The 20,423-nt window shown below is 53.1% G+C and carries 19 protein-coding genes and 1 pseudogene; 9 read left to right on the top strand and 11 right to left on the bottom strand.

What is annotated here, in order from left to right:
• Positions 1 to 349 precede the first annotated feature (349 nt).
• Entirely contained in the window at positions 350 to 1,072 is a 723-nt protein-coding gene (locus tag RHP47_RS02815) for an ABC transporter ATP-binding protein (RefSeq protein ID WP_310840994.1), read from the top strand.
• On the opposite strand, the gene gmk is transcribed toward RHP47_RS02815, so the two are convergent.
• Complete coding sequence (gmk, locus tag RHP47_RS02810; protein WP_149817966.1) at positions 1,069 to 1,644, bottom strand: guanylate kinase; 576 nt, start codon at positions 1,642 to 1,644, stop codon at positions 1,069 to 1,071. The genes RHP47_RS02815 and gmk overlap by 4 nt on opposite strands.
• 76 nt (positions 1,645 to 1,720) lie before the next feature.
• Here gmk and RHP47_RS02805 point away from each other — a divergent pair, with 76 nt between their 5' ends.
• The 5 genes and pseudogenes from RHP47_RS02805 (at position 1,721) to RHP47_RS02785 (ending at position 5,589) form a co-directional block, all read left to right on the top strand.
• The gene (locus RHP47_RS02805; RefSeq protein WP_149817964.1) at positions 1,721 to 2,215 is read left to right on the top strand and encodes a biopolymer transporter ExbD; all 495 of its coding nucleotides are present in this window, start codon (positions 1,721 to 1,723) and stop codon (positions 2,213 to 2,215) included.
• Between the two features lie 9 nt (positions 2,216 to 2,224).
• Positions 2,225 to 3,148, top strand: a complete 924-nt coding sequence (era, locus tag RHP47_RS02800) for a GTPase Era (protein WP_149817962.1) — start codon at positions 2,225 to 2,227, stop codon at positions 3,146 to 3,148.
• A pseudogene (ureG, locus tag RHP47_RS02795) lies at positions 3,144 to 3,755 on the top strand (urease accessory protein UreG). Before era ends, ureG begins: the two are co-directional and overlap by 5 nt.
• Before the next feature lie 112 nt (positions 3,756 to 3,867).
• On the top strand, positions 3,868 to 4,776 hold the full coding sequence (locus RHP47_RS02790) for a serine protease (RefSeq protein WP_190278180.1): 909 nt from the start codon (positions 3,868 to 3,870) through the stop codon (positions 4,774 to 4,776).
• 69 nt (positions 4,777 to 4,845) lie between these two features.
• On the top strand, positions 4,846 to 5,589 hold the full coding sequence (locus tag RHP47_RS02785; RefSeq protein ID WP_310840992.1) for a DUF928 domain-containing protein: 744 nt from the start codon (positions 4,846 to 4,848) through the stop codon (positions 5,587 to 5,589).
• Here RHP47_RS02785 and RHP47_RS02780 read toward each other — a convergent pair.
• Genes RHP47_RS02780 through RHP47_RS02755 form a run of 6 tightly spaced genes read right to left on the bottom strand, consistent with a single transcriptional unit; the run spans position 5,586 to position 11,126 of the window.
• Positions 5,586 to 6,842, bottom strand: coding sequence for an exonuclease SbcCD subunit D (locus tag RHP47_RS02780; protein ID WP_399381608.1), 1,257 nt, complete (start codon positions 6,840 to 6,842; stop codon positions 5,586 to 5,588). The two genes, RHP47_RS02785 and RHP47_RS02780, sit on opposite strands and share 4 nt — an antisense overlap.
• 13 nt (positions 6,843 to 6,855) lie before the next feature.
• Positions 6,856 to 8,310, bottom strand: a complete 1,455-nt coding sequence (locus RHP47_RS02775; protein ID WP_149817958.1) for a CIA30 family protein — start codon at positions 8,308 to 8,310, stop codon at positions 6,856 to 6,858.
• Entirely contained in the window at positions 8,300 to 8,878 is a 579-nt protein-coding gene (tsaB, locus tag RHP47_RS02770; protein ID WP_310840988.1) for a tRNA (adenosine(37)-N6)-threonylcarbamoyltransferase complex dimerization subunit type 1 TsaB, read from the bottom strand. The genes RHP47_RS02775 and tsaB overlap by 11 nt, the downstream gene beginning before the upstream one ends.
• 40 nt (positions 8,879 to 8,918) lie before the next feature.
• Positions 8,919 to 9,089: a photosystem II assembly protein Psb34 gene (psb34, locus tag RHP47_RS02765; RefSeq protein ID WP_149817953.1), complete on the bottom strand. Its 171-nt coding sequence runs from the start codon at positions 9,087 to 9,089 to the stop codon at positions 8,919 to 8,921.
• A gap of 52 nt (positions 9,090 to 9,141) precedes the next feature.
• Complete coding sequence (locus tag RHP47_RS02760; RefSeq protein ID WP_149817951.1) at positions 9,142 to 10,296, bottom strand: glycosyltransferase; 1,155 nt, start codon at positions 10,294 to 10,296, stop codon at positions 9,142 to 9,144.
• Positions 10,293 to 11,126: a thiazole synthase gene (locus RHP47_RS02755; RefSeq protein ID WP_149817949.1), complete on the bottom strand. Its 834-nt coding sequence runs from the start codon at positions 11,124 to 11,126 to the stop codon at positions 10,293 to 10,295. Before RHP47_RS02755 ends, RHP47_RS02760 begins: the two co-directional genes overlap by 4 nt.
• A 134-nt stretch (positions 11,127 to 11,260) precedes the next feature.
• Between RHP47_RS02755 and RHP47_RS02750 the strand changes: the two genes are divergently transcribed.
• Positions 11,261 to 11,713, top strand: coding sequence for a hypothetical protein (locus tag RHP47_RS02750; RefSeq protein WP_149817947.1), 453 nt, complete (start codon positions 11,261 to 11,263; stop codon positions 11,711 to 11,713).
• Between the two features lie 47 nt (positions 11,714 to 11,760).
• On the top strand, positions 11,761 to 12,297 hold the full coding sequence (ribH, locus tag RHP47_RS02745; RefSeq protein WP_310840985.1) for a 6,7-dimethyl-8-ribityllumazine synthase: 537 nt from the start codon (positions 11,761 to 11,763) through the stop codon (positions 12,295 to 12,297).
• 34 nt (positions 12,298 to 12,331) lie between these two features.
• Here the strand turns inward: ribH and RHP47_RS02740 are convergent, their stop codons facing one another.
• The gene (locus RHP47_RS02740) at positions 12,332 to 17,272 is read right to left on the bottom strand and encodes a CHAT domain-containing protein (RefSeq protein WP_310840983.1); all 4,941 of its coding nucleotides are present in this window, start codon (positions 17,270 to 17,272) and stop codon (positions 12,332 to 12,334) included.
• Positions 17,273 to 17,454: 182 nt separating this feature from the next.
• Here RHP47_RS02740 and RHP47_RS02735 point away from each other — a divergent pair, with 182 nt between their 5' ends.
• Complete coding sequence (locus RHP47_RS02735) at positions 17,455 to 18,477, top strand: aspartate-semialdehyde dehydrogenase (protein ID WP_149817941.1); 1,023 nt, start codon at positions 17,455 to 17,457, stop codon at positions 18,475 to 18,477.
• Positions 18,478 to 18,482: 5 nt separating this feature from the next.
• On the opposite strand, the gene RHP47_RS02730 is transcribed toward RHP47_RS02735, so the two are convergent.
• The 3 genes from RHP47_RS02730 to RHP47_RS02720 all read right to left on the bottom strand — a co-directional run bounded on the left by RHP47_RS02730 (position 18,483) and on the right by RHP47_RS02720 (position 20,419).
• Positions 18,483 to 18,635 (bottom strand): hypothetical protein, encoded by a 153-nt coding sequence (locus tag RHP47_RS02730; RefSeq protein ID WP_190278178.1) that lies wholly within the window; start codon positions 18,633 to 18,635, stop codon positions 18,483 to 18,485.
• Positions 18,636 to 18,938: 303 nt separating this feature from the next.
• Positions 18,939 to 19,739 carry a DUF1838 domain-containing protein gene (locus RHP47_RS02725; RefSeq protein WP_302679792.1) on the bottom strand — a complete coding sequence of 267 codons (801 nt, stop codon included), beginning with the start codon at positions 19,737 to 19,739 and terminating at the stop codon, positions 18,939 to 18,941.
• Positions 19,740 to 19,741: 2 nt separating this feature from the next.
• Positions 19,742 to 20,419: a hypothetical protein gene (locus RHP47_RS02720; protein WP_310840981.1), complete on the bottom strand. Its 678-nt coding sequence runs from the start codon at positions 20,417 to 20,419 to the stop codon at positions 19,742 to 19,744.
• Positions 20,420 to 20,423: the final 4 nt, after the last annotated feature.

The raw sequence follows: 20,423 nt of genomic DNA, 5'->3' as shown, positions 1-20,423 counted from the left end.
ACGACTACTATAGCACAGGTCATTTTCAAGCACCTAGACGGGATCATTTTTTTGTTTTTGTAAAATTTTTAGATCCGCAGGGTCACAGGGCGTGAAAGTCACTCTGGAACTGAATTTCGGGAAAATTCAAGCACCTCTAAATCTGTTAGAAATTGCTCAAAGCGTTGTGGAGACTGGGTTTGAGAAAATTGCCGAGCTGAGAGGATATTTTTGTCCAGAGGTGCTTGATCAACCCCTCAAGGCTCTCAATTCACCACAGCAATCCCTTGCCTTCAGGAGCAAAATTAGGGACACAGGGCGAAACCTCTATACTGAGGATGTTGAACCTCTGGCGATGTGTTTTTGAACCATGAGCTTGCTCCAAGTGTCTGATGTCTATGCCGGCTATATTCCCGATGTGGATATTTTGCGGGGGGTAAACTTTCGCCTCGAAGCGGGAGAACTGGTAGCGGTGATTGGCCCTAATGGGGCTGGAAAATCAACCTTGGCAAAAACCATCGCTGGGTTGCTGACGCCCCGCCTCGGCACAATTACCCTCGCCGGCGAAGATATTACCTACTTGCGTCCCAACCAAATCGTCAAAAAGGGAATTGGCTACGTGCCGCAAATTGCCAATGTCTTTCGTACCCTGACGGTTGAAGAAAATCTGGAGATGGGTGCCTTTACCAAGACAGGCAACCTCAAAGCCCTCAAAGAGCGAGTCTATGACACCTTTCCCCGCTTGGCTAAGCGCCGACAGCAACGGGCCGGTACCCTTTCGGGGGGAGAACGGCAAATGCTGGCCATGGGACGCGCCATGATGTTGGATCCCCAAATTATGGTCTTGGATGAACCCTCCGCTGCTCTCTCCCCAGCTCTTGTCAATGATGTCTTTGCCAAAATCAAGGAGATTAATGCCCAAGGGACGGCCATTATTTTGGTGGAGCAAAATGCACGGAAAGCCCTTGCCATGAGCGATCGCGGGTATGTCTTGGAAATGGGCAAAGATCGCTATGAGGGATTGGGCAGCGAATTACTCAATGACCCTAAAGTGGGGGAACTCTACCTCGGAATTGTGCGGGCAGAGCCTTAGGGCACAGGGCTAAAAATTGCTGTTTCAAGAGCAATCAGGCTTTTTTCCAAATCATCATTGACAATTTGAACATCAAATTCTGGGGCCGCAGCAATTTCGGTTTCCGCTTGAGCTAAACGGCGGGCGATCGCCTCCTCACTATCTTGGCCACGGCTACGCAGACGGTGTTCAAGTTCCGCTAAAGATGGCGGCAGAATAAAAATGTGACGCGCTTGAGGATAGGACTGGCGAACTTGGCGTGCCCCTTGCAGTTCAATTTCAAGGATGACGGTTTTTCCTTGGGCAATGAGTTGCAGCAACGGATCGCGTGGGGTACCGTAGTAGTGGCCGGCAAACTCTGCCCATTCCAAGAGTTGCCCAGCAGCAATCATTCCCTTGAATTCTTCTACAGAGACAAAATAGTAATCCACCCCTTCAACCTCCGTGGGGCGTGGCGGACGGGTCGTTGCTGAAACCGAAAGTGCCAGTTCGGGATGTCGCTGTCGCAGTTGCCGTAGGAGCGTCCCTTTGCCGACCCCACTAGGGCCAGTAATCACAATGAGTTGTCCGGGCTGGGGCGTTGCACTGGTCATAACTGCACGGGTGGGAAACTTTTTGATCCTACTGTGTTTGCTCAGAGTTTTATCATTGAGGCAGCGTGGTTGAGGAATGGCCGTGAAGATTCATTTGCCCAGTGAAAGTGAAAATGCTCGCATTGAAATGCTGCCGCTGATTGATGTGGTCTTTTGTATCCTCACGTTCTTTATTTTGGCGGCGGTGAGTCTGACGCGGCAGCAGGCGATTACCTTGAATCTGCCCCAAGCCAGCACCAGTCAAGCGCAGTCGCAAAAGATGTTGGTGGTGAGCATTGATCCGGCGGGGCAACTCTTTGTGGATAAAGACCCCGTCAACCGCAGTGAACTCTATGAACGCTTGGCCACCTACTTGAAAACGAATCCGCAAGGGGTGGTGATTTTGCGGGCATCCCAGGTGGTGAGCTACAACGAAGTTATTCAAGTTTTGGATCTGCTGCGCTCAGTAGGAGGCAATCGTGTGGCCTTGGCGACTCAACCGGTAGAACAACCGGTGCTGAGGACGGAGACCCGTCCTAACCCTCTCCCCTCGCCACCAGCCAACGATCAACCCACGCCCTCCAATCCATAGGGACTCACGGTGGAACCCATTTCCAGTATTCCTGTTGCCCCAGAGGGCTTTCGCTCTGGCTTTGTCGCCTTAGTGGGTCGTCCCAATGTAGGCAAGTCTACCCTCTTTAACCATCTCTTGGGTCAGAAGGTGGCCATTACCTCACCGGTGGCGCAAACCACGCGCAATCGCTTGCGGGGCATCCTGACCACGGCAACGGCGCAATTGATCTTTGTGGATACACCGGGTATCCATAAGCCCCACCATCGGCTCGGAGAAGTGCTGGTGCATAATGCCAAGGGCGTTCTCAATCGGGTAGATGCGATTGTCTTTGTGGTGGATGCTGCCAGTCCTCCCGGTGGAGGCGATCGCTATGTGGCGGATCTCCTGACCACAACCCAATCTCCTGTGCTGGTGGCCATCAATAAAATTGACCTGCTGCCAGAAGGGGAGCGTCCACAGCGGCAACAGGATTATCAAACCCTTGGCCCTTGGCCAACCTATCCCTGCTCGGCGCTCACGGGAGAGGGAGTGGGTTTGCTGCAATCGGCGATCGCAGCGCAGTTGCCCCTTGGCCCCTATTACTATCCGCCAGAGATGGTCACCGATCAGCCAGAGCGCTTCATCATGGCGGAATTGATCCGTGAGCAAATTTTGCACCACACCCGCGAGGAAGTCCCCCATTCGGTGGCCGTGACCATTGAACAGGTGCAGCAGGATCGCAAGCTCACCCGTGTCCACGCCGTGATTTATGTGGAGCGTCCAACGCAAAAGGCGATTATTATTGGCCAAGGAGGTCAGTTGCTCAAACAAATGGGCACCGCTGCCCGCCAAGAAATTGAAACCCTCATTGGGGGCAAGATTTACTTAGAACTGTTTGTCAAGGTACGCCCCCGCTGGCGACAGGATCGGTTGCGCTTGGCGGAGTTGGGCTATCGCATTGAGAAGGATTAAGCCGAGGGAGACAGCATTGCGAGTGGGTGTGGCAGGGCCTGTGGGGTCAGGTAAAACCGCCCTTGGGGATGCCCTTTGAAAAGCTTTGGGCGATCGCTATCGCCTAGCGGTTGTGACTAATGATATTTACACCCAAGAGGATGCCCAGTTTTTGGTGCGCTCCCAAGCTCTTCCCCCCGAGCGAATTCTCGGCGTTGAAACGGGGGGATGTCCCCACACCGCTATTCGGGAAGATGCCTCCCTTAATCTCGCGGCCATTCAGCAATTGGAGACGGCGCTTCAGCCTTTGGATCTGATTTTTGTCGAGAGTGGCGGTGACAATTTGGCTGCGACCTTTAGCCCAGAGCTGGTGGATTTAACGATTTACGTGATTGATGTGGCTGCTGGCGATAAAATTCCCCGTAAAGGCGGGCCGGGGATTACCAAGTCGGATTTATTGGTGATTAATAAAATTGATCTTGCCCCCTATGGGGGTGCTGATTTAGAGGTAATGAAACGGGACACCCCGAAAATGCGGGGCGATCGCCCCTATGTGATGACGAACTTGAAAACTGGCCTTGGGCTAGATCAGGTGATTGCCTTTCTCGCATCCCATTTAGCAGCCTAAACAGGATGGTACGGAAGTTGACCCAACGCACAAAAAATCACTGATCACCATCACTGGCACGGCAACAATTTGCCCCTTAGAATCGTCCTATCGGTGTCGTCAGGTAGGAAGTATGATGAACTACGCAGGGGTGAGGGGTGCGATGCTCGGAGCAACGGGGTTAGTGGCAATGGCTTTACCCGCAGTGGGTCAAGTCCAACCCCTGAGTGGTGAGCAAATTAACGAGATTGCCCGCAACATCACAGTCTTGATTGTGGGGAAAGATTCCCACGGTTCTGGTGCCATTATTTCCCGCTCCGGTTCGACCTACTATGTGCTTACGGCAAAGCACGTTGTCAATCGTAAGGATAATTACCGCGTGATTCCCATTGATCAGCAGGCCTACGCCGTTGATTTCAGTAAGATTAAATTTTTGCCGAATACAGATTTAGCTATTGTGGAATTCACAAGCGAGAAAAAAGACTATCAGGTGGCTACGCTGACAAACTCTGACTTTGCCAAGGAAGGGTCGCAGGTCTTTATCTCGGGGTGGCCGCAGCCGGGGGGCAGTGGTCAGTTAGTGCGGCAGTTTACCGATGGCCGTATCTCCGGCTTTTTGATTGAACCCATTGATGGCTATAAAATGATCTACACCAATGTTACCCGTCGCGGTATGAGTGGTGGCCCTGTTTTGGATAGTGCAGGGCGTGTGGTCGGGGTTCATGGTCTCGGTGATACAGAAGACCCCCGCTCCCTTGAGCGCCAAGGCTTGAGTCCAGAGGCGGCAGCGAGCATTGCCAGCTTGATTAAGCCGGGGTTTAATTACGCGATTCCGATTAACACCTTTCTGACGGGTGCGCCAGCGGCGGGTGTATTTCTCTCTCTGCAAGTAGATAATCAGGCGATCGCCAGTGGCACTGCGCCTGTGGTTGTGACCGCACCGAGTCAACCCGATAGTCGCGATCGCATTGAGAACATCAATTCAATTTTGAATACCGTCAATACGGGTGTCAGCGTCATTCGCAACATCTTTAGTTTTTAGAAAGAATTCCAATGACCTGTTGAACTGAGTCCCGGTTCATTGCCTGTTCAATTGCGAGGATTGAGTGATATGGCTATTCAATTTGGGATCCGCCCCATTGCCATTCCCCTAAGTTTGGCAGTGGTCATGATTGGGGCGATCGCCCATGCCTCTTGGGCAAGTTATCGTCCACCCGCTAATATTGGCCGCCCCGGTAACCGTGAGGGAGCTGCAACGCGGATTGCCCGTCCCATGCTACTGCGGGAAAGTACTGGTGGCATCGAAAGCTGTCTAACTGAGCCAAAACAAACTGTGGTTGCCCTTGTGCCCAAGGATAACAATGGCCTTAGCAGCACCCCCACCCCTACCCTCTATAGCTTCATTCCCGCCACCAAGGGCGCAACCCTAACCCTGACGCTGCGGGATCCCCAAGGCACAGAAGTCTATCGCCAAGAGCGTCTTGCCCCCACGGAAGCGGGTATTATTGGCTGGCCTGTGGAGAATGTTGCCCTCAAAAATGGGGTGGATTACCAGTGGCAACTCACCCTCACCTGTACCAATGGCACCACAGCCGTCAAAACCGTCAGTTGGTTTCGACCGATGCCCTTATCGCCAAGCCAACAGCAGCGAATCGTGCAAGCTAAGGATGTGGCGGATGCCTTTGCCATGGCGGGCTACTGGTACGACACCCTCAATCAACTGGCCAAACAACGCCTAGCGCAGCCGCGGAATGCCCAGCTCCAGCAAAAATGGCAAGCCCTGTTGCAGTCTCCCGCTGTCCAGTTGGCCAATGTGGCGAATCAACCCCTCATCCCATTACCACCCCAGCCCTAACTTTCTAGGGAGAGGTCTGCCAGCCACTGGTAGAGGTCAGGAATATTGGCATTGGGTTGTAGCAGATCTTCTTTGATGTGCATCAGCACCTTGGCCAAGGGTTCGGCGCGATCGCGGTACTCAGCAACACTGGCCAGCAGATCCGTAAACACCTGTTCTTCGATCTGGGCGCGGGGGGGTGGTTCAGCCGTCGCATCACGGTAGGTTTGATAGGCCACAGGGGTTGCGGCAAACCCCAATCGAAAGATAAAAGCATTGGCTGCCTCTTGCAGTTGCTCTTGGAGCGATCGCACAGATAAATCGCCGCGCTCAAACCCCACTTCGCCTTTTAGGGTGACTTCGACAATCGCCTCTGCCATGTCTGAGCGATGCCGCTGCACCAGTTGCTGGAGTTGGCTCTCCACATGGCTCACGGTGTCACTGGGGGTGAGGGTAAGGGTGTAGCGATGGATGGGACGCTGCCAATAGTCGCGCTTGAGTTCCGCTTGGGGTGACCCCTTCTCAAGGGTGACCAACAGCACCCCCCGCGGATTTTGCTGCTGATTTTCCTGAATCGAATTGGCCTCAACGGAGCCAGGATTAAAGATCCAATCCTCAACGGCGTAATGGCGATGGATATGCCCTAGGGCAAGGTAATCTACACCCGCTTGGCGCAGGGGTAGGAGTTCGTTGTAGCGCAATGCCCCTTGGTAACGGGAGACTTGCCCCTCAAGGCCGTGGTGAAAGAGCAAAATCGTCGCACCAGCAGCGGGCGGTAGTGCCTGAATTTGACTGGCAAGCTGTTGAATGGCACGGGGGGCACTGGCACCATACCACTGGGAACCAATGACGCGCACGCCACAGGGGAGATCCATATAGCCACCCCGCGCTGCCTCGGCGTCCCACGGCTGTAATTGGCCACTTTCGTCAGGTTCCAGTAGATAGAGATAGTCTTTTTCACAGAGGTAGCGGAGCCAGTTGGACTTGACACCGTAGGGGCAGTTATCGTGGTTGCCCTCGATCGCCAGCACGGGAATCCCCGCCGATCGCACCTTGTCGAGGACGTATTCCGCTTGATTGAGAATGCCGGGGGTAATCAGCCGCTCCTCAAAGAGATCGCCGGCAATCAGGACAAAATCCACCTGTGCCTCGATGGCGTAGGTTTGCAGGGCACTGTCAAAGGCGGTGAAAAAATCAAACGTGCGATTGGGATTCTCTTGACGGTACTTATTAAAGCCAAGGTGGACATCGGCAACATGGAGGAAACGCACCATTTCGCACTGTCTCCTAGGGGCGATCGCTAGGGATTTGGGCAAGGCGTGCTGCCCAATTGGGATAGGCCTCGGCGGCTTGATCTGTGGCTACCACTTCTACGGTGCGATAGCAGGCCACGGGCAAATTCAGTAAGCTGACCAGAAACGCCGCTAAATCTTCGCGACTCAGAGAGCCCGTCAGGCGATCGCCCTGATCAAGGCGCAGCTCTTTGCCACCGGGCTGATCCGTCAGACCACAGGGGCGGACAATCGTATAGGGTAGGCCACTTTGGCGCAGCATATTTTCTGCCGCCAGTTTCCAAGTGAGGATGCCCCCCAGTTGGTCGTTGTATTGAACTGCCAAGGGCTGTCCCTTCAGGTCAAGATCCGCTTGTTGCGGACGGGTCACCCCCGCAGAACTCACCTGAATCATGCGGGGCAAGGGCAACCCCCCATAGGCTTGAATCGACTCAATCTCAAGGCTGAGGGTGCCGGGGCGGAAGTGGGGGTTGAGGGCACCGTCATACTCAAATTTGCTGAGCATCAGTTGCAGCGAGTAAATTTGCCCCACATTTAGAGGCGGCGCATTGGTGGCGGTGCGGGCCCGAAACACCGGAATAAAGTGGCTAAAGGGCAATTCAACCGTGATCCACTGATCGGCCACCGTATCAAAGGACATGGCATAGCCGACGCCATCCCAAGCGGGGTCACTGCGTAGGAAAAATTTATAGCGCTGGCCATCGCCGCGAACCCGCAGTTGAATGCCCGTGTAGCCTTGGAGATTGAGGGCTGGGGTGAGGTTGCGGGTGCGAATCGAGACAAACCCCCCAGAATTTTCCGTAGAAACCAGCCCCGTGAAGAGGGCGCTGTGATCCTTGAGGTAAAACTGGCTGGCACTGACGCCGCCCATGACCACATCATCGAGGGCACCCCAAACTTCCTTCAGGGGGGGCGTGGGATAGCGATAGTCGAAGAGGGGATAGGTGTTGGGTTGACTTTGAAAATAGGGTTGGGCACGTTCCAACAAATGCCGCATGCCCTCAAATTCAACCGCCTCTGGACTCGCACCGACAATTTCAAGGCCGGGGGGTGGCGCGTTGGGATTGGGCTGTACCTTTGCCCCAACACAGTTGATCACCGCCCGACTGCCCTGCAAGAGATCGGCAGGCAAGGGTTGAGTCACGTCGGCAACGACAATGTCTAAAAAAGGGTCTGAGGGAAGTACATTCTCAGCTTTGGCGCGATCGCGCACCCCTGCCCGCACCGCATAGCCTTGAGCCAAGAGGGTTTTCACCACTGCTTGACCGGTTCGACCCGTTGCCCCCATCACCACAACAAGACCACTGCCCCGATAGGCGGGCGGCTTAAAGAGATCCGGTAAAAGGGGTGACAGCACAGGGCGGAGGGGCTCCAGTGTTCCCACAAAGGGGAGGGCTTGAAAAAAGCGCAGTGTATCGAGAAAGCGACCAAGTTCCCAGTTATTTGCCATAGAGGGGCACCACGCTTGACCAATGGGGGAGTTTTTCCCCTGCCCTTAGTGTATCGTGCCACTGTTGGGCTGCCCATGTGAGCAGAGCGCGGCCATAGTCAATGGGGTTGGGGGGATTCAGGGGTTTGTAGGGGTGAGGCCAAGTAGCTAAAAGCGTTTCTGCTTCGTGGTCGGCCAGCAGGCGATCGCCCCAAAGAGAGTTAAGACTTCCCCCCTGATAACGGTAAATGCCAAGGTACTGATGCCCCTGCTGGGCACGACGCGACACCACCCCATCCTGTTCTATGAGTTCATCACGATAGTGCCACGCCATTGTGCCAAGGCTAGACAGACCCAAAAGGGGAACTTCCAGTTGCTGGGCTAGGATGCGGGCAGTCACGACCCCCAAGCGCGTTCCCGTAAAGCTGCCCGGGCCACAGCCAATAGCGATCGCCCCTAGTTCACCCCAAGTGTAGCGACCCATCAGTTCCCCAAGGCAAGGGTGAAGTTGGCTGGCCAGTTCTCGACCCAAGGGCCATGTTTTCATCTCCAGCAGTTGATCTGCCCCCAAGTCATAGAGGCCTGCCACTAGGGTGGCATCGCTGGTATCAAAACCAAGACAAAGCAGATTAGCTCACTCCGACGGCGATCGCCACCAAGCCAGCCACTAAAAGCAATCCGCCCACAACCAACAGGGCTGCCCGTACTTTTTGCTGCGGTGTCCAAGGCTGTGCTTGATAGACCCTAGGCTCAATAGCAAAGTTGTTGAGGCGACCGCCCTCATCGGTGGTATAGCGCATCGAAACAAACCTCAATTCAGCGTTACAGTGCAGCTATTCTAACAAGCAAACTTTACGACTCTTGAGAATCCTTAACAATTTCTTGCAATTGACCGTGGCGATAGACCCGCAACCAGCGACCGCGCCAGTAGATGCGATTGCCAAAACAGCCCCCCAGCCAAATCAGGAAGCTCATCACATCCCGCAGGGGCAATAGCCAGAGCCACAACAGCAGCCGAGGGGTGCCCATCAAGACCATGCTCATGATCGCCTGCAACCAGCGAAGGCCCTGAACCCCCAGAAAGACGCTGAGGGTCCATGGGGTTGGAAACAGTCCCCACAGCAGGGCACTATAGACGGTGCCAAACATCAACACCATGCCAAAATACTGATTGCCGCGATTGGCACGAATACTGCGAGACCAGCGCAGTTCCCGTTGCACCGCCTTCAAAAAGGACTCATCAGCGCAGTCATTGTCAAGAATATAGGACGATAACTCCACGCGATACCCAGCACGCCACGCTGCATACCCCAGTTGGTAGTCCTCACCAATGCGATTGAGCGCAATCTCAAAGCCACCAATTTTTTCTAGGACTTCCCGCCGCAGCAGCACGGTTGGCCCAATGGCAAAACGCAGTCCCCGATCAAGGCAGCGGGCAACAAGCACACTGGGGATAAAGTCAAGGCATCGCCCCATGGCCAGAAACGCAGCTCCTAAGCGGCGGGGATGGTGATCAATGTAACCACAGGTAACGACCCCCACTTGGGGATCCGCCAAGGGTTGCACCAAAGTGGCTAAGTAATGGGGTCTAACTTGCACATCACTATCGGTTTCAACAATTACCCCATAGCGCGCATGGGTAAACAATTGGGCGACATTGCTGGCCTTACGGTTCAGCCCGCAAATCCGCTGACAAAGATACCAGCGAGCCCGGTGGGGATAGGTCTGGCAAATGGCCTTTAACAGCGGTATGGCTGGATCACTGGGGTCTTGAACCCCAAAGAGGACTTCATAGAGGGGGTAATCTTGCTCGCACAGTGAAGACCAGTTTTGCCAAGCCCTTGCTTCTAAGCCGCAGACAGGAACCAAGATCGAGACCGCCGGTAAGGACTCTAGGCGAGTCGTCCGCTGGGTGGTGAAAAATTGATAGGTGAGGGCAGCGGCAACAATGTAGAACAGGCTTCCCGTGATACTCAGCAGGCTCAGGAGAAGGAGGACAACCATCATGGTGCTGTCGTAATTGTTCCCGTCAGGGGGGAACTGGCACTGGCATAGGCTTTGACGGGAATTCGACCCGCCAAGTAGGCAAGACGACCCGCCGTGGTTGCCAGTGCCATGGCTTTGGCCATTGCTGGGGCGTTTCCCGCTTGGGCGATCGCGGTATTAATCAAGAGTGCATCTGCCCCTAACTCCATCGCGGCGGCTGCCTCACTGGGCGTGCCAATGCCGGCATCAACCACAACAGGAACACTAGCTTGATCAATAATGATTTGAATATTGGCGGCATTACGCAGACCTTGCCCCGACCCAATGGGGGAGGCCAAAGGCATCACAGTAACACAGCCCACTTCCTCAAGGCGTTTGGCCAGCAGGGGATCTGCATTGATGTAGGGAAGAACCGCAAATCCTTCTTTGACCAGTTGTTCTGCAGCTGCCAGTGTGCCGAAGGGATCGGGCAGCAAGTATTTCGGGTCGGGAATCACCTCTAACTTGACAAAGTTGTTGTCCTCTTGACCCAAGAGCTTGGCCATTTCGCGGCCTAAACGGGCAACGCGAATCGCCTCCTCAGCGGTTTGACAGCCAGCGGTGTTGGGCAGCAGCCAGATTTTACTCCAGTCAAGAGCATCCACGAGGCCTTCGTGACCGGGGGCATTGGTTTGAACGCGACGTACGGCTACTGTGACAATTTCGCAGCCACTCGCGGCAACACTGGCTTGGAGATCCGCAATAGAACGATATTTGCCCGTACCGGTCATCAGGCGTGAGCGGAACTGACGCCCAGCGATTGTTAGCGGGGCATCTTCAATTAGCAGCTCAGGAGGAGGCGCAGTTACCATGATGCACTTGTGACGTGAAAAGCACTAGGGTTTGCCTTTCTACGATATCAGGGTTACGCTCTTCACTGCTGCGACCTTGGAAAACTTGTGGCATCATAGAGGCACCATAACTTTGGGAGTGCAACAGTTGGTGCATGGCACATATTGGCAACAATGCCGCCATTCAGGCTGCCGATCGCCTGCTACGTCAATATGGCTTTGATTTGGATGGCTCCTCAGTTGAGGTCATCCTAGATCGTTGGTTGCGCCATTTTCCTCCCCGTTGGATTCGCCTCGCCCTCATTGAAGCTCTTTATCTAGGGCGCTATAAAGCCATTTCCGTAGAGCAAATTTTAGAGCTATGGCAACGTCGTGAGCAACCGATTTATCACTTCAACAGTGAGTTTGAAGCCATTATCTGCCAGTCATTGCCCATTAGTGTGCCGGAACCTACTCCCTCTCGCCTTTCAGAGACACCTAGCAATACAAAAATTAGTGAATTTCACCCTGATTTAGCGTCTGACCCATTTGTTACCAAGTTAACCAGTATTGTGCGGCAGTGGCAGCCCCAAGACGTCCTCGTGGAGCAGGGCGATCGCTCCTCCTAGGCCGTTGCAGGTTATACTCTTTTGAGTAAGATTTGGCACCTCCACCTATGGCTGTTTTTGAAGGCACCTATCACGTTCTGGGAACGCCTCGCTTTGGCATTGTGATTTCCCGCTTCAATGACTTGGTTACCACCAAGCTGCTAGAGGGTTGCCAAGATTGCCTGCGTCGTCATGGCGTTGATCCCAATCCCCACGGTTCTCAAGTAGACTATGCTTGGGTGCCCGGTAGTTTTGAAATTCCCCTTGTGGCGGCTCAACTGGCGGCCAGTCGTCGCTATGCTGCCATTATTTGTCTCGGGGCAGTCATCCGTGGCCAAACCCCCCACTTTGACTATGTGGCTGCTGAAGTCACCAAAGGGATTGCGACGGCCTCTATGCAAACGGGTGTGCCGATTATCTACGGCATTCTCACTACCGACACGATGCAACAGGCCCTTGAGCGCGCTGGCATTAAAAGCAATAAGGGTTGGGAATATGCCCTCAATGCCCTCGAAATGGCAAACCTGATGCAAACCCTCCCCAGCAGCATCAATTCACCCACAGCCAAACTCAGCCCCAGTACCCCTGTTCTCGCTGATGGGTAATCCCAAATGGTGAAGTAGAAATTTCTTCCTAAGGCTACCAAGGGCTGCCAATCATCGTAAATCCTGCCCAAAAGTACGGATGGGAAAGTTGACGCCCACCCCCAGTTTGAACTTCTGGGGGCAAAGGAATTGAGAGCCCTCCCTGCACCCCAGCACTACGCAGATGATTCTCCTCAATCACAACCTGCTGATGGATCAGGGCAAGCTGCGCCTGTCGCAAGGCCTCTGCTTTAATGGGAGCGATTCTCAACTGTCCATAAAATGCCGTCATCAAAGCCAGCGTCCCTTCATCACTGACATACCAAAGGCTAGCAACCGAACTTTTCACGCCCGCTTGGAGTGACAGTCCAGCAAACCCAAGTTCTGCATTGGTATCTCCTACCGCTGTACGACAGGCACTCAGCGTCATTAGCTCTGTGGGTGGCTGGAATAACCGCAACTGCCGCACTTGAGCCATTGAAAGCTGGCTATCCCAAAACTGAATATAGGAATTTTGTGGCTTACCCGCATTAAATTCACCATGGGTCGCTAAGTGTAGGATAGGGTAGAGACTGCGCCGCCGCTGAGTTTCCAAGTTTGAGACCGTAAAAGCTTCATTGAGGAATACTTGCCCTCGTCCTACCAGTTGCGTAATGGTTTGTAGCTCGATGGGAACCGCTGGCAAAGGACTTTGCTTTGTGAACTGCGAGGCACCCATTGCCAGTACAGAAGCATTTTGCAACGGTTGGTAGCGGGTATCCACCAAGTTGATACTGGGAATGAGACCCAGATTATAGCGTTCCACTAGAAACTGACCATTACGACCGATTGGACTATCACTGACCGTTGAGGAAATAAGATTTGACCCCGTGTGCAAAGCCGCGATCGGCACACTCCGCAACCCCTGATCAAGGGCAAAAACCAGTGTATTAATGCCTCGTGCTTGCAATTCAGCATCAACGCCGCCCATGATCCATTGGTAAAGCTGCTGCGCAAAGGGTAGATAGGATTCGCTATTGGTTTTCGTTGGATCTCGCACCTCGCGATTAAAGGCAGAAATGACGCGGCGCACTACTTCTTGGGGCACTCGAACGGGTTGATAAATGGGTTCCCCTTCGGGTGTGATGATGAGAATATCCAACTGTTCAGGTCGCCAAAAGACATAGCTCAGGGCAGGTTTTTGACCTGTTTCTTCAGCCATACGCCCCAATAATTCTTTGATTTGATCAATGTCAAGGAACTGTAGTCCCTCTTGACTAGGAGTGCTGAAAAATTCATCAAAGTACTCACTAAACTCAAAGGAATAAAGCTGCTGAAGCAGTTTGATCGCACTGTTGTAGTCTCCCTGATCAAAAGCAGCACCGATTTGCTGACGGATGATCTCAACGCCCGGAAAATATATGACTTGAGCGGTATTCTCTGGCAGCTGAGTGCCTTTTGTCTCCTCTCCCAATAAAATCCGACCCAGATTCTCTTGAGTTTGGGGTTCTGGTGGTGTTGGCGGTGTGGACGGCTCCGTGGGTGGAGTTGGGGGTGTGGATGGCTCCGTGGGTGGAGTTGGCGGTGCTTGAGAAACCCGATAGAGAAAACCAGAACCAGAAAATAGGGCAGGCTCAGGATAAGTAGTGTTGAATTGCTCTGAACCCGTGAGGCCGCCGTTGATATTGAAATTCGGGTCAGTCGAATAAACTAGCCAGCGACCGTTGGGGGTACTGAAGACACCGGAGCCATAGTTGTTAACAAAGTTATTTTCCGCAGCAAGGACAATCGCATCCCCAGTCCCAACGGCAGAAATTGGCGCATTGAGAACAATATCGCCTGTTAGTGTTTGTAGGAAAATGTTGCGCCCTGTAATGCCTGTTGGGTTAACATTGCCAACGGTAAGGGTACTGTTATTGACAAATTGCAAATCACTCGCACTGTTCAACTCAGCAGCTAGGATCCCCACTTGGTTATTGGGGTTGGTTAGGATTGCACTGCCATTTCGTAAAGTTAAACCCAAGTTGCCTGCTCGAATTGGTGCACTTTGCGTTAGGTTCCCACTGTTTAAGCTGAGGATTAGGGTATTGCCGTTGGTATTGATGCCAGTGGTGAGGCCATTGACACCATTGTTGAAACTAACGATACCTAGGGCACCTTGATTACTCAAGTTCACATTTCCACTGACATTGCCTGAGAGTGCCTGAAACCCATTGTTGACATTGTTGAGGGTGAAAGTCCCCTGTCCAAGAAGTTGCAGCGTTCCCGCAGAAATGACATGACTGCCCTGAGTAACGCCGCCACCGCTATTAAGTGTGAGATTGCGACCATAGAGATTCGTCGTGCCAGAGCCATTGAACTGAATACCTAGGGAACTTACGCCGGGTGTTTGCAGCGCAAGATTGTAGTTGAGGCTAAAGGGACGAACATCAATGAGACCAGTACCATTAGGGTGACCAATGGTCACCAAAGAAAATCCACCTGTGATTTGGTTGAGGAGAAACTGATCAATGATCAAGTCACCCGTTGCACCATCGCCAATGCCGACGGGAGTATGCGCATCAATCGGTTGAAAGACAAGGCGGCCTGCCCCGGCACTATGGATATCTAGCAGAGAGGGAGGATCACCAAAGACTTCAATCCCCCCCTGAGCTGCTAATGTGAGCATGCCATCTTGAACAGCTAATGTCAGGGCGCCAGAGACTTCCATGACCAGACCGGGATTGCCATCAGTGCCGCGACCTTCAATGAGGATATTTCCATTTCCAGCCGTTCTGACCTCAGTAGAGTACTCTGTGTCAGTTGCTGCCCTAAAGCGAAGACCAGCACCGAATTCACCCCCTGTACCTCTCAGGATAATGTCACCACTTTGACTGGTAATACTTGTGAAGCTACTCAGAATACCTTCTTGGTTGTAGGCAAAGCCCGTACCACCAGTACCCGTCAGGGTAATATTTCCAGTCGTGGTTCGAATTCCTGACTCTTCAAGATGGATGCCAACGTTGGAAACTCCTTCGGAGACGTTGCCCCCAGTACCCGTTAAGGTCAGATTGCCAGCTTCGGCGCTGATGGAGGAGTTTTGAATCGAGATACCATCCACAGGGCTATAAACACTAGAACCACCTGTCCCTAGAATGGTGATCTCTCCAGACCCTGAGGTGAAGATTGAACTCCCACCGATCAGCACCCCTTCTTGGCCATCAATTGTTGCACCGCTGCCATGAATCCTAATATGGCCGCCATCTGCATTGAGGGTAGAGTTTATGATACGAACCCCAGCAGTGCCGAGACCGATCGCTGGACTGGTGAAGGGATTAGAGCCACCCCCCAAAATAATATTGCCACCATTGGTAGTGAGTGTAACTGAGTCTAATCTAATTGCTCCTGCACCACTGTTATCGGCATCGGCATGGAGAATGATATTCAGTCGGCCGGCTTGGGAAGTAATGTTACTGTAAACAAAAATGTTATTTGCAGCTTGCAAGGTTAGGGAGGCATCGCCGCCGCCTATTTTGGTAATCGAGGCAAGTACAGAAATATCCCCTACTTGGGTTCCAGTATCACCAGTTGTGATGATGACACTAGTGCCGAGATTCAGAGCAGCTTCAATGGCAGTATTCACAACAAAAGCATCATCAGTGGTGGGGGTAAAGACATCAGGATTGCTCCCAGAGAAACTCCCGCCACTCGTAGGGGAGTTAGAAATGGTGACATTTCGTGGATCAAGGAGCCATGTACCGGGCTGACCATTCACTGCACTGACATCTACTGTTCCCCGAACGCTAAGTAATTCTCGCCCAGAGGTTTCCACAAAGCCGCCATTACCGCTAAGTTGCCCGCCGCGTGCGCTGATCGTGCCGGCAAATTGGGTGCTGTTGTCTGCCCATGCAATGACAGTGCCACCATTGCCTTGATTGAAGGCATCCGCTGCAATCACACTGCCGCTGTTGATAAAGAGATTCTGGGCATTGAAACTGCTATGCAAGCGGTTACTGCCAGTGGTGCCCCCTAGGTAATCGCCCCCCAAGAGAATCGTGCCACCCCCGAGTTGACCAGAGGCGGTTAAGTTGGCATTGATGAGGGCGATATTTTGACCAGTGATCGTGATTTGGCCACCCATACCGATGGGATTGGCGACGGAAAGGCTGCCACTGATGACGGCGGTGTTCGTTGTGGTGGGAATTTTGTTGGGGTCATGGACAAGGCGAATTGTGCCGTCGGGGTTTTGAATGACGCTGTTGACAGGTTGTGAACCATTGCCAGTGAGTAAGCTGGGTAAGTCCACGGCAGCGATCGCTCCCCCAGTCGGTAGTCGCTCTTGAGGAATCTCAAGGCTGAGCAGCATTCCCTCTTGGGAGACGCGCACCATTCCTGTTTCAGGTACAGCCGCAATGTGGATATTTCCTGCGGGGGCTGCGAGTGTACCCGTATTGATCACTTGGTGTGCCATTAGGCTGAGGGTTTGACCACTACCCACCCTCAGCTCACCTTCATTGATGATGAGGCCTTTACTCAGAAATTCAAAACCTGTGGGCTGACCATTGAGGGATTGATAGAGATTCTGGCCATTGACATCAAAGATCCCTCCCTCAAACAGCACCCGTTGAGCGGTAGAAGCATGGAAGACAGCGGGGAGATTCAAACGGGCATTGGGGCCAAAGACAATTCCCGCAGGGTTGAGCAGATAAAGGTTACTGTTGCCACCCGTAATTTGAATCAAGCCATTGATGTAACTGGCGTTGCCACCATTGACGCCCGCGAGAATGTTGCGAATTTGCGGATTAGAGAGAAAGTTGGCAACTTGGCCGTTACCGACATTGAAGTTGTGGAAGAGGTGAAAGAGATTCTGACCATTCCCCGATAGGCGGCCACCACCAATATCAATCTGTTGACCATTTTGGATGACGGTGGTTCCAGTGCCATTGGTGGCTGGGGTAATTTGGCTGTAAGCAGCGCTACTCAACAGTCCCCAAAAGACTAAGGTGATGGAAAATAGGTACTGTTGGAGAGTTTTCACGATCCCAGCCTCCAGATGATTTATCGAGTCCTGCCGCTGGCGACTCTTGTGGGGGAGTGCAGAGGCTGTGGTGGAAATTGGCTATAGCCATTATAGATATGGCAGTAAAATTTCCAAAATGCTACGCTTTGCGATTTCTCAATCCGCAACGATCGTAAAATGAGCTTATCTTCCTAGGAGTAATGGTCTTGGCACAGGGATTACGGGTTGGCATTTTAGGAGCGACAGGTGCGGTTGGCACGGAAATTTTGGCCATTTTGGCGGAACGCTCGTTTCCAGTGGCAGAGTTGCGGCTGTTGGCTTCGCCCCGTTCAGCCGGTCAAACCCTCTCTTTTGCGGAGACAGTGCTGCCTGTGCAGGCGGTGAGTGAGGAGACCCTCAAAGGACTGGATTTGATTTTGGCTTCGGCGGGGGCAAGTGTGTCACGGCAGTGGCTACCAATTGCGGTTCAGGAAGGAGCCATTGCCATTGATAATTCCAGTGCCTATCGCATGGATCCCAACGTCCCCTTAGTGGTGCCCGAAGTCAACCCTGAAGATCTAAAAACCCACCAAGGCATCATTGCCAATCCCAACTGCACGACGATTTTGATGACGGTTGCGCTATGGCCCTTGCATCAGGTGCGACCGATTCGGCGAATTGTGGCGGCTACCTACCAGTCTGCCAGTGGGGCGGGGGCAAAGGCCATGCAAGAACTCAAGGATCAAGCCCTCGATATTCTCAAGGGGCAACCACCGCGTACAGAGGCCTTTCCCTATCCTTTGGCCTTTAACCTCTTTCCCCACAATTCTCCCCTCAATGAGCAGGGCTACTGCCAAGAGGAGATGAAGATGGTCAATGAGACCCGCAAAATTTTCCATGCCCCAGAGTTGCGGCTAACGGCCACCTGTGTGCGCGTCCCTGTGCTGCGTGCCCATTCGGAAGCGTTGAATGTTGAGTTCTTTGAGCCTTTTCCGCTGCAAGAGGCGCGCGATCGCCTGCAACAGGCCGCAGGTGTCCAGTTTGTTGAAGATTGGCAGCGCAATTATTTCCCCATGCCCCTAGAGGCCACAGGTAAAGACCCAGTGCTCGTGGGGCGGCTGCGCCAAGATATTTCTGAACCCAATGCCCTTGAACTGTGGCTGTGTGGCGATCAAATTCGCAAGGGGGCAGCCTTGAATGCGGTGCAAATTGCTGAATCTCTGATTGCCCAAGGACTCCTCTAAAGAGCTTACCACGGTTGACTGAGTACATTGAGAATGTCCTGCTGTGCCAATACCCGCGCACAGTTGCGCCACTGATCGGGATCGTCGCTGACATGGCGTTCATAGCGCAATTCAAAAGCATTGCGGGCTTCTTGGCGTAGGTGGAGGTACTTGTCCATCAGGTCTTCGAGTTCCTCGATGTTGTCAATCCATTCGTCCTCAAGGGTGTCGGGCAGGCTACCAAAGAGCTAGGGTTGAATCTCTCCCACGACGACGTGTATCAGTAGCATCCCCAATGAGTAAGCCAGCGAGCAATTTTGGCGCTCCCATTTCTCTGGAGGGAGATCACTTTCGCGTCGAAATTCCCAGTCAACGCATGCTCCGCCAACAACCCCCCGTTCACCCCGTCCTGTAGAACCACAGTTTACCGAGTTGCCGCTTTTTAGCCTGCCCCCACGGGAATAGGGATAGGTTGGTATTCATCAAGTCACTGGAAACAGTGCACCCTCTAAATAGGCTTCAAAGTGCTCCTGAAAATACAGCCAAGAGGTCATATCAGCACCCTCGCGGTATTCAGTGGGGGCTTCACGGTATTGGGGCAGTCGCTCTAATTGGTCTTGTAGGAGGGAGGGCAAGTCTTCGACGGTCAGGGCTTTGCAGCCAGTCGCACTGTAGATGAGATAACCGGGGCGATCGCCCATCTTCATCCAAGGCAACCAAGGCCCAATCCGACTCCAACACAAATGGACAGCGGCAATCGTCTCCGTATCTTGTTGTAAATCGGCGGTGGCCACCGTTAGCTTAAAGAGTTCTGCCGCTTGGTAGATCGGCTGGGGGCTGTAGGCCTGAAACCGTTCCTCACCCGCAAGGGGATTGTCATAGTAGGGAAATAGATCAAACTGAAACGTAGTGGTTCGCTCACTGACTTGGGCAGGCACCTCACGGCGAAATAGCCCCTGCACGGGATCATTAGCAACGGGAATCACGGGAACCACGTCCTCTGTCCAAGGATTGTGCCAGCGATCGCACAGGGATTGCTTTTCTGGATCCAGATAAAACGTCAATTCACGGGAGAGAAAATACCACCCGCCCTCGGGATGGGGCAAACAGCGAGCGGCACTCATGCCAACAATGTTGAAGAGGTGACGGCGACGCTCTTGGGGAACAAAACTATACACCGCTCCCTGCCACGCGATAAACGTGGTCTTGCCCGTCAAATCTGCCCGTACCCGCACCCAATCGCGAGCACTCAACCATTTTTGAACAAATTCAGCGGCGGGCATGGCTACTCCACAGGAATATTGGCAGCCTGCAATTGCACATCCTGATTCGGATAGCTGGCAAGGCGTAGGGTCAAGGTTTTTGCATTGTCAAGGAGGCTTTTGGGAATCAAAATTGTGCCTTTGACCAGATCACTACCGGGGGGTAATTCCGTGGGTAGGCCTTCGGTGAGGGCACTCAAAAGGGTACCTTTATCATTTTTGATTTCAAGAAAGGTGTAGATAAACTGCACCCCTTGGCTACTGTCGTTTTTCAAGCTGACGTGCAGGGCTAAATCTTGGCCAATGGTATCCACACGGCTAATTTCTAGACGCACCCCCTTATCCTCAGCAACGATGGGCAGTGTCCGACTCGTCGCCGGTTCCGCTGCTGGGGGGTCATTGGCAGTGGTGGGGGCAGGCACAATCTCGCGATCGCTGGCACCTTCAGTCATTTCGGCAATGCGGGCTTTGGTTTGGGCAATAATCTGTGCCTCGTCAAGAATGGGCGATCGCTCCCCTTGGGATTGATCATTGGCATTCACGGCACTGCCAAGGATGGGATTCACCACGGGCTGGGACACACCGCGCAATGACTCTCGCCCTAGGTGGTAGCCAATAAAAGCCGTGATTATTGTAATGGCGGCTGTTGTACTGATCAAAACAAGGGAGGTGAGAATTCCGGGTTGAAGGGCACGCAGCATTGTT

This window comes from Thermosynechococcus sp. QKsg1 (genome assembly GCF_031586415.1).
In the GTDB taxonomy this organism is placed as follows: Bacteria; Cyanobacteriota; Cyanobacteriia; order Thermosynechococcales; family Thermosynechococcaceae; genus Thermosynechococcus.
This window is presented reverse-complemented; position numbering and strand designations above follow the sequence as displayed.

Excerpts from the sequence above, each read along its gene's own strand:
- RHP47_RS02750 (WP_149817947.1), top strand. The coding sequence starts at position 11,261 with ATGGCACATATTGGCAACAATGCCGCCATTCAGGCTGCCGATCGCCTG.
- RHP47_RS02730 (WP_190278178.1), bottom strand. The coding sequence starts at position 18,635 with ATGGACAAGTACCTCCACCTACGCCAAGAAGCCCGCAATGCTTTTGAA.
- RHP47_RS02720 (WP_310840981.1), bottom strand. The coding sequence starts at position 20,419 with ATGCTGCGTGCCCTTCAACCCGGAATTCTCACCTCCCTTGTTTTGATC.
- RHP47_RS02805 (WP_149817964.1), top strand. The coding sequence starts at position 1,721 with ATGGCCGTGAAGATTCATTTGCCCAGTGAAAGTGAAAATGCTCGCATT.
- gmk (WP_149817966.1), bottom strand. The coding sequence starts at position 1,644 with ATGACCAGTGCAACGCCCCAGCCCGGACAACTCATTGTGATTACTGGC.
- RHP47_RS02775 (WP_149817958.1), bottom strand. The coding sequence starts at position 8,310 with ATGGCAAATAACTGGGAACTTGGTCGCTTTCTCGATACACTGCGCTTT.
- RHP47_RS02815 (WP_310840994.1), top strand. The coding sequence starts at position 350 with ATGAGCTTGCTCCAAGTGTCTGATGTCTATGCCGGCTATATTCCCGAT.
- ribH (WP_310840985.1), top strand. The coding sequence starts at position 11,761 with ATGGCTGTTTTTGAAGGCACCTATCACGTTCTGGGAACGCCTCGCTTT.
- RHP47_RS02785 (WP_310840992.1), top strand. The coding sequence starts at position 4,846 with ATGGCTATTCAATTTGGGATCCGCCCCATTGCCATTCCCCTAAGTTTG.
- RHP47_RS02760 (WP_149817951.1), bottom strand. The coding sequence starts at position 10,296 with ATGATGGTTGTCCTCCTTCTCCTGAGCCTGCTGAGTATCACGGGAAGC.
- RHP47_RS02735 (WP_149817941.1), top strand. The coding sequence starts at position 17,455 with ATGGTCTTGGCACAGGGATTACGGGTTGGCATTTTAGGAGCGACAGGT.
- RHP47_RS02755 (WP_149817949.1), bottom strand. The coding sequence starts at position 11,126 with ATGGTAACTGCGCCTCCTCCTGAGCTGCTAATTGAAGATGCCCCGCTA.
- psb34 (WP_149817953.1), bottom strand. The coding sequence starts at position 9,089 with ATGCGCTATACCACCGATGAGGGCGGTCGCCTCAACAACTTTGCTATT.
- RHP47_RS02780 (WP_399381608.1), bottom strand. The coding sequence starts at position 6,842 with ATGGTGCGTTTCCTCCATGTTGCCGATGTCCACCTTGGCTTTAATAAG.
- RHP47_RS02790 (WP_190278180.1), top strand. The coding sequence starts at position 3,868 with ATGATGAACTACGCAGGGGTGAGGGGTGCGATGCTCGGAGCAACGGGG.
- RHP47_RS02725 (WP_302679792.1), bottom strand. The coding sequence starts at position 19,739 with ATGCCCGCCGCTGAATTTGTTCAAAAATGGTTGAGTGCTCGCGATTGG.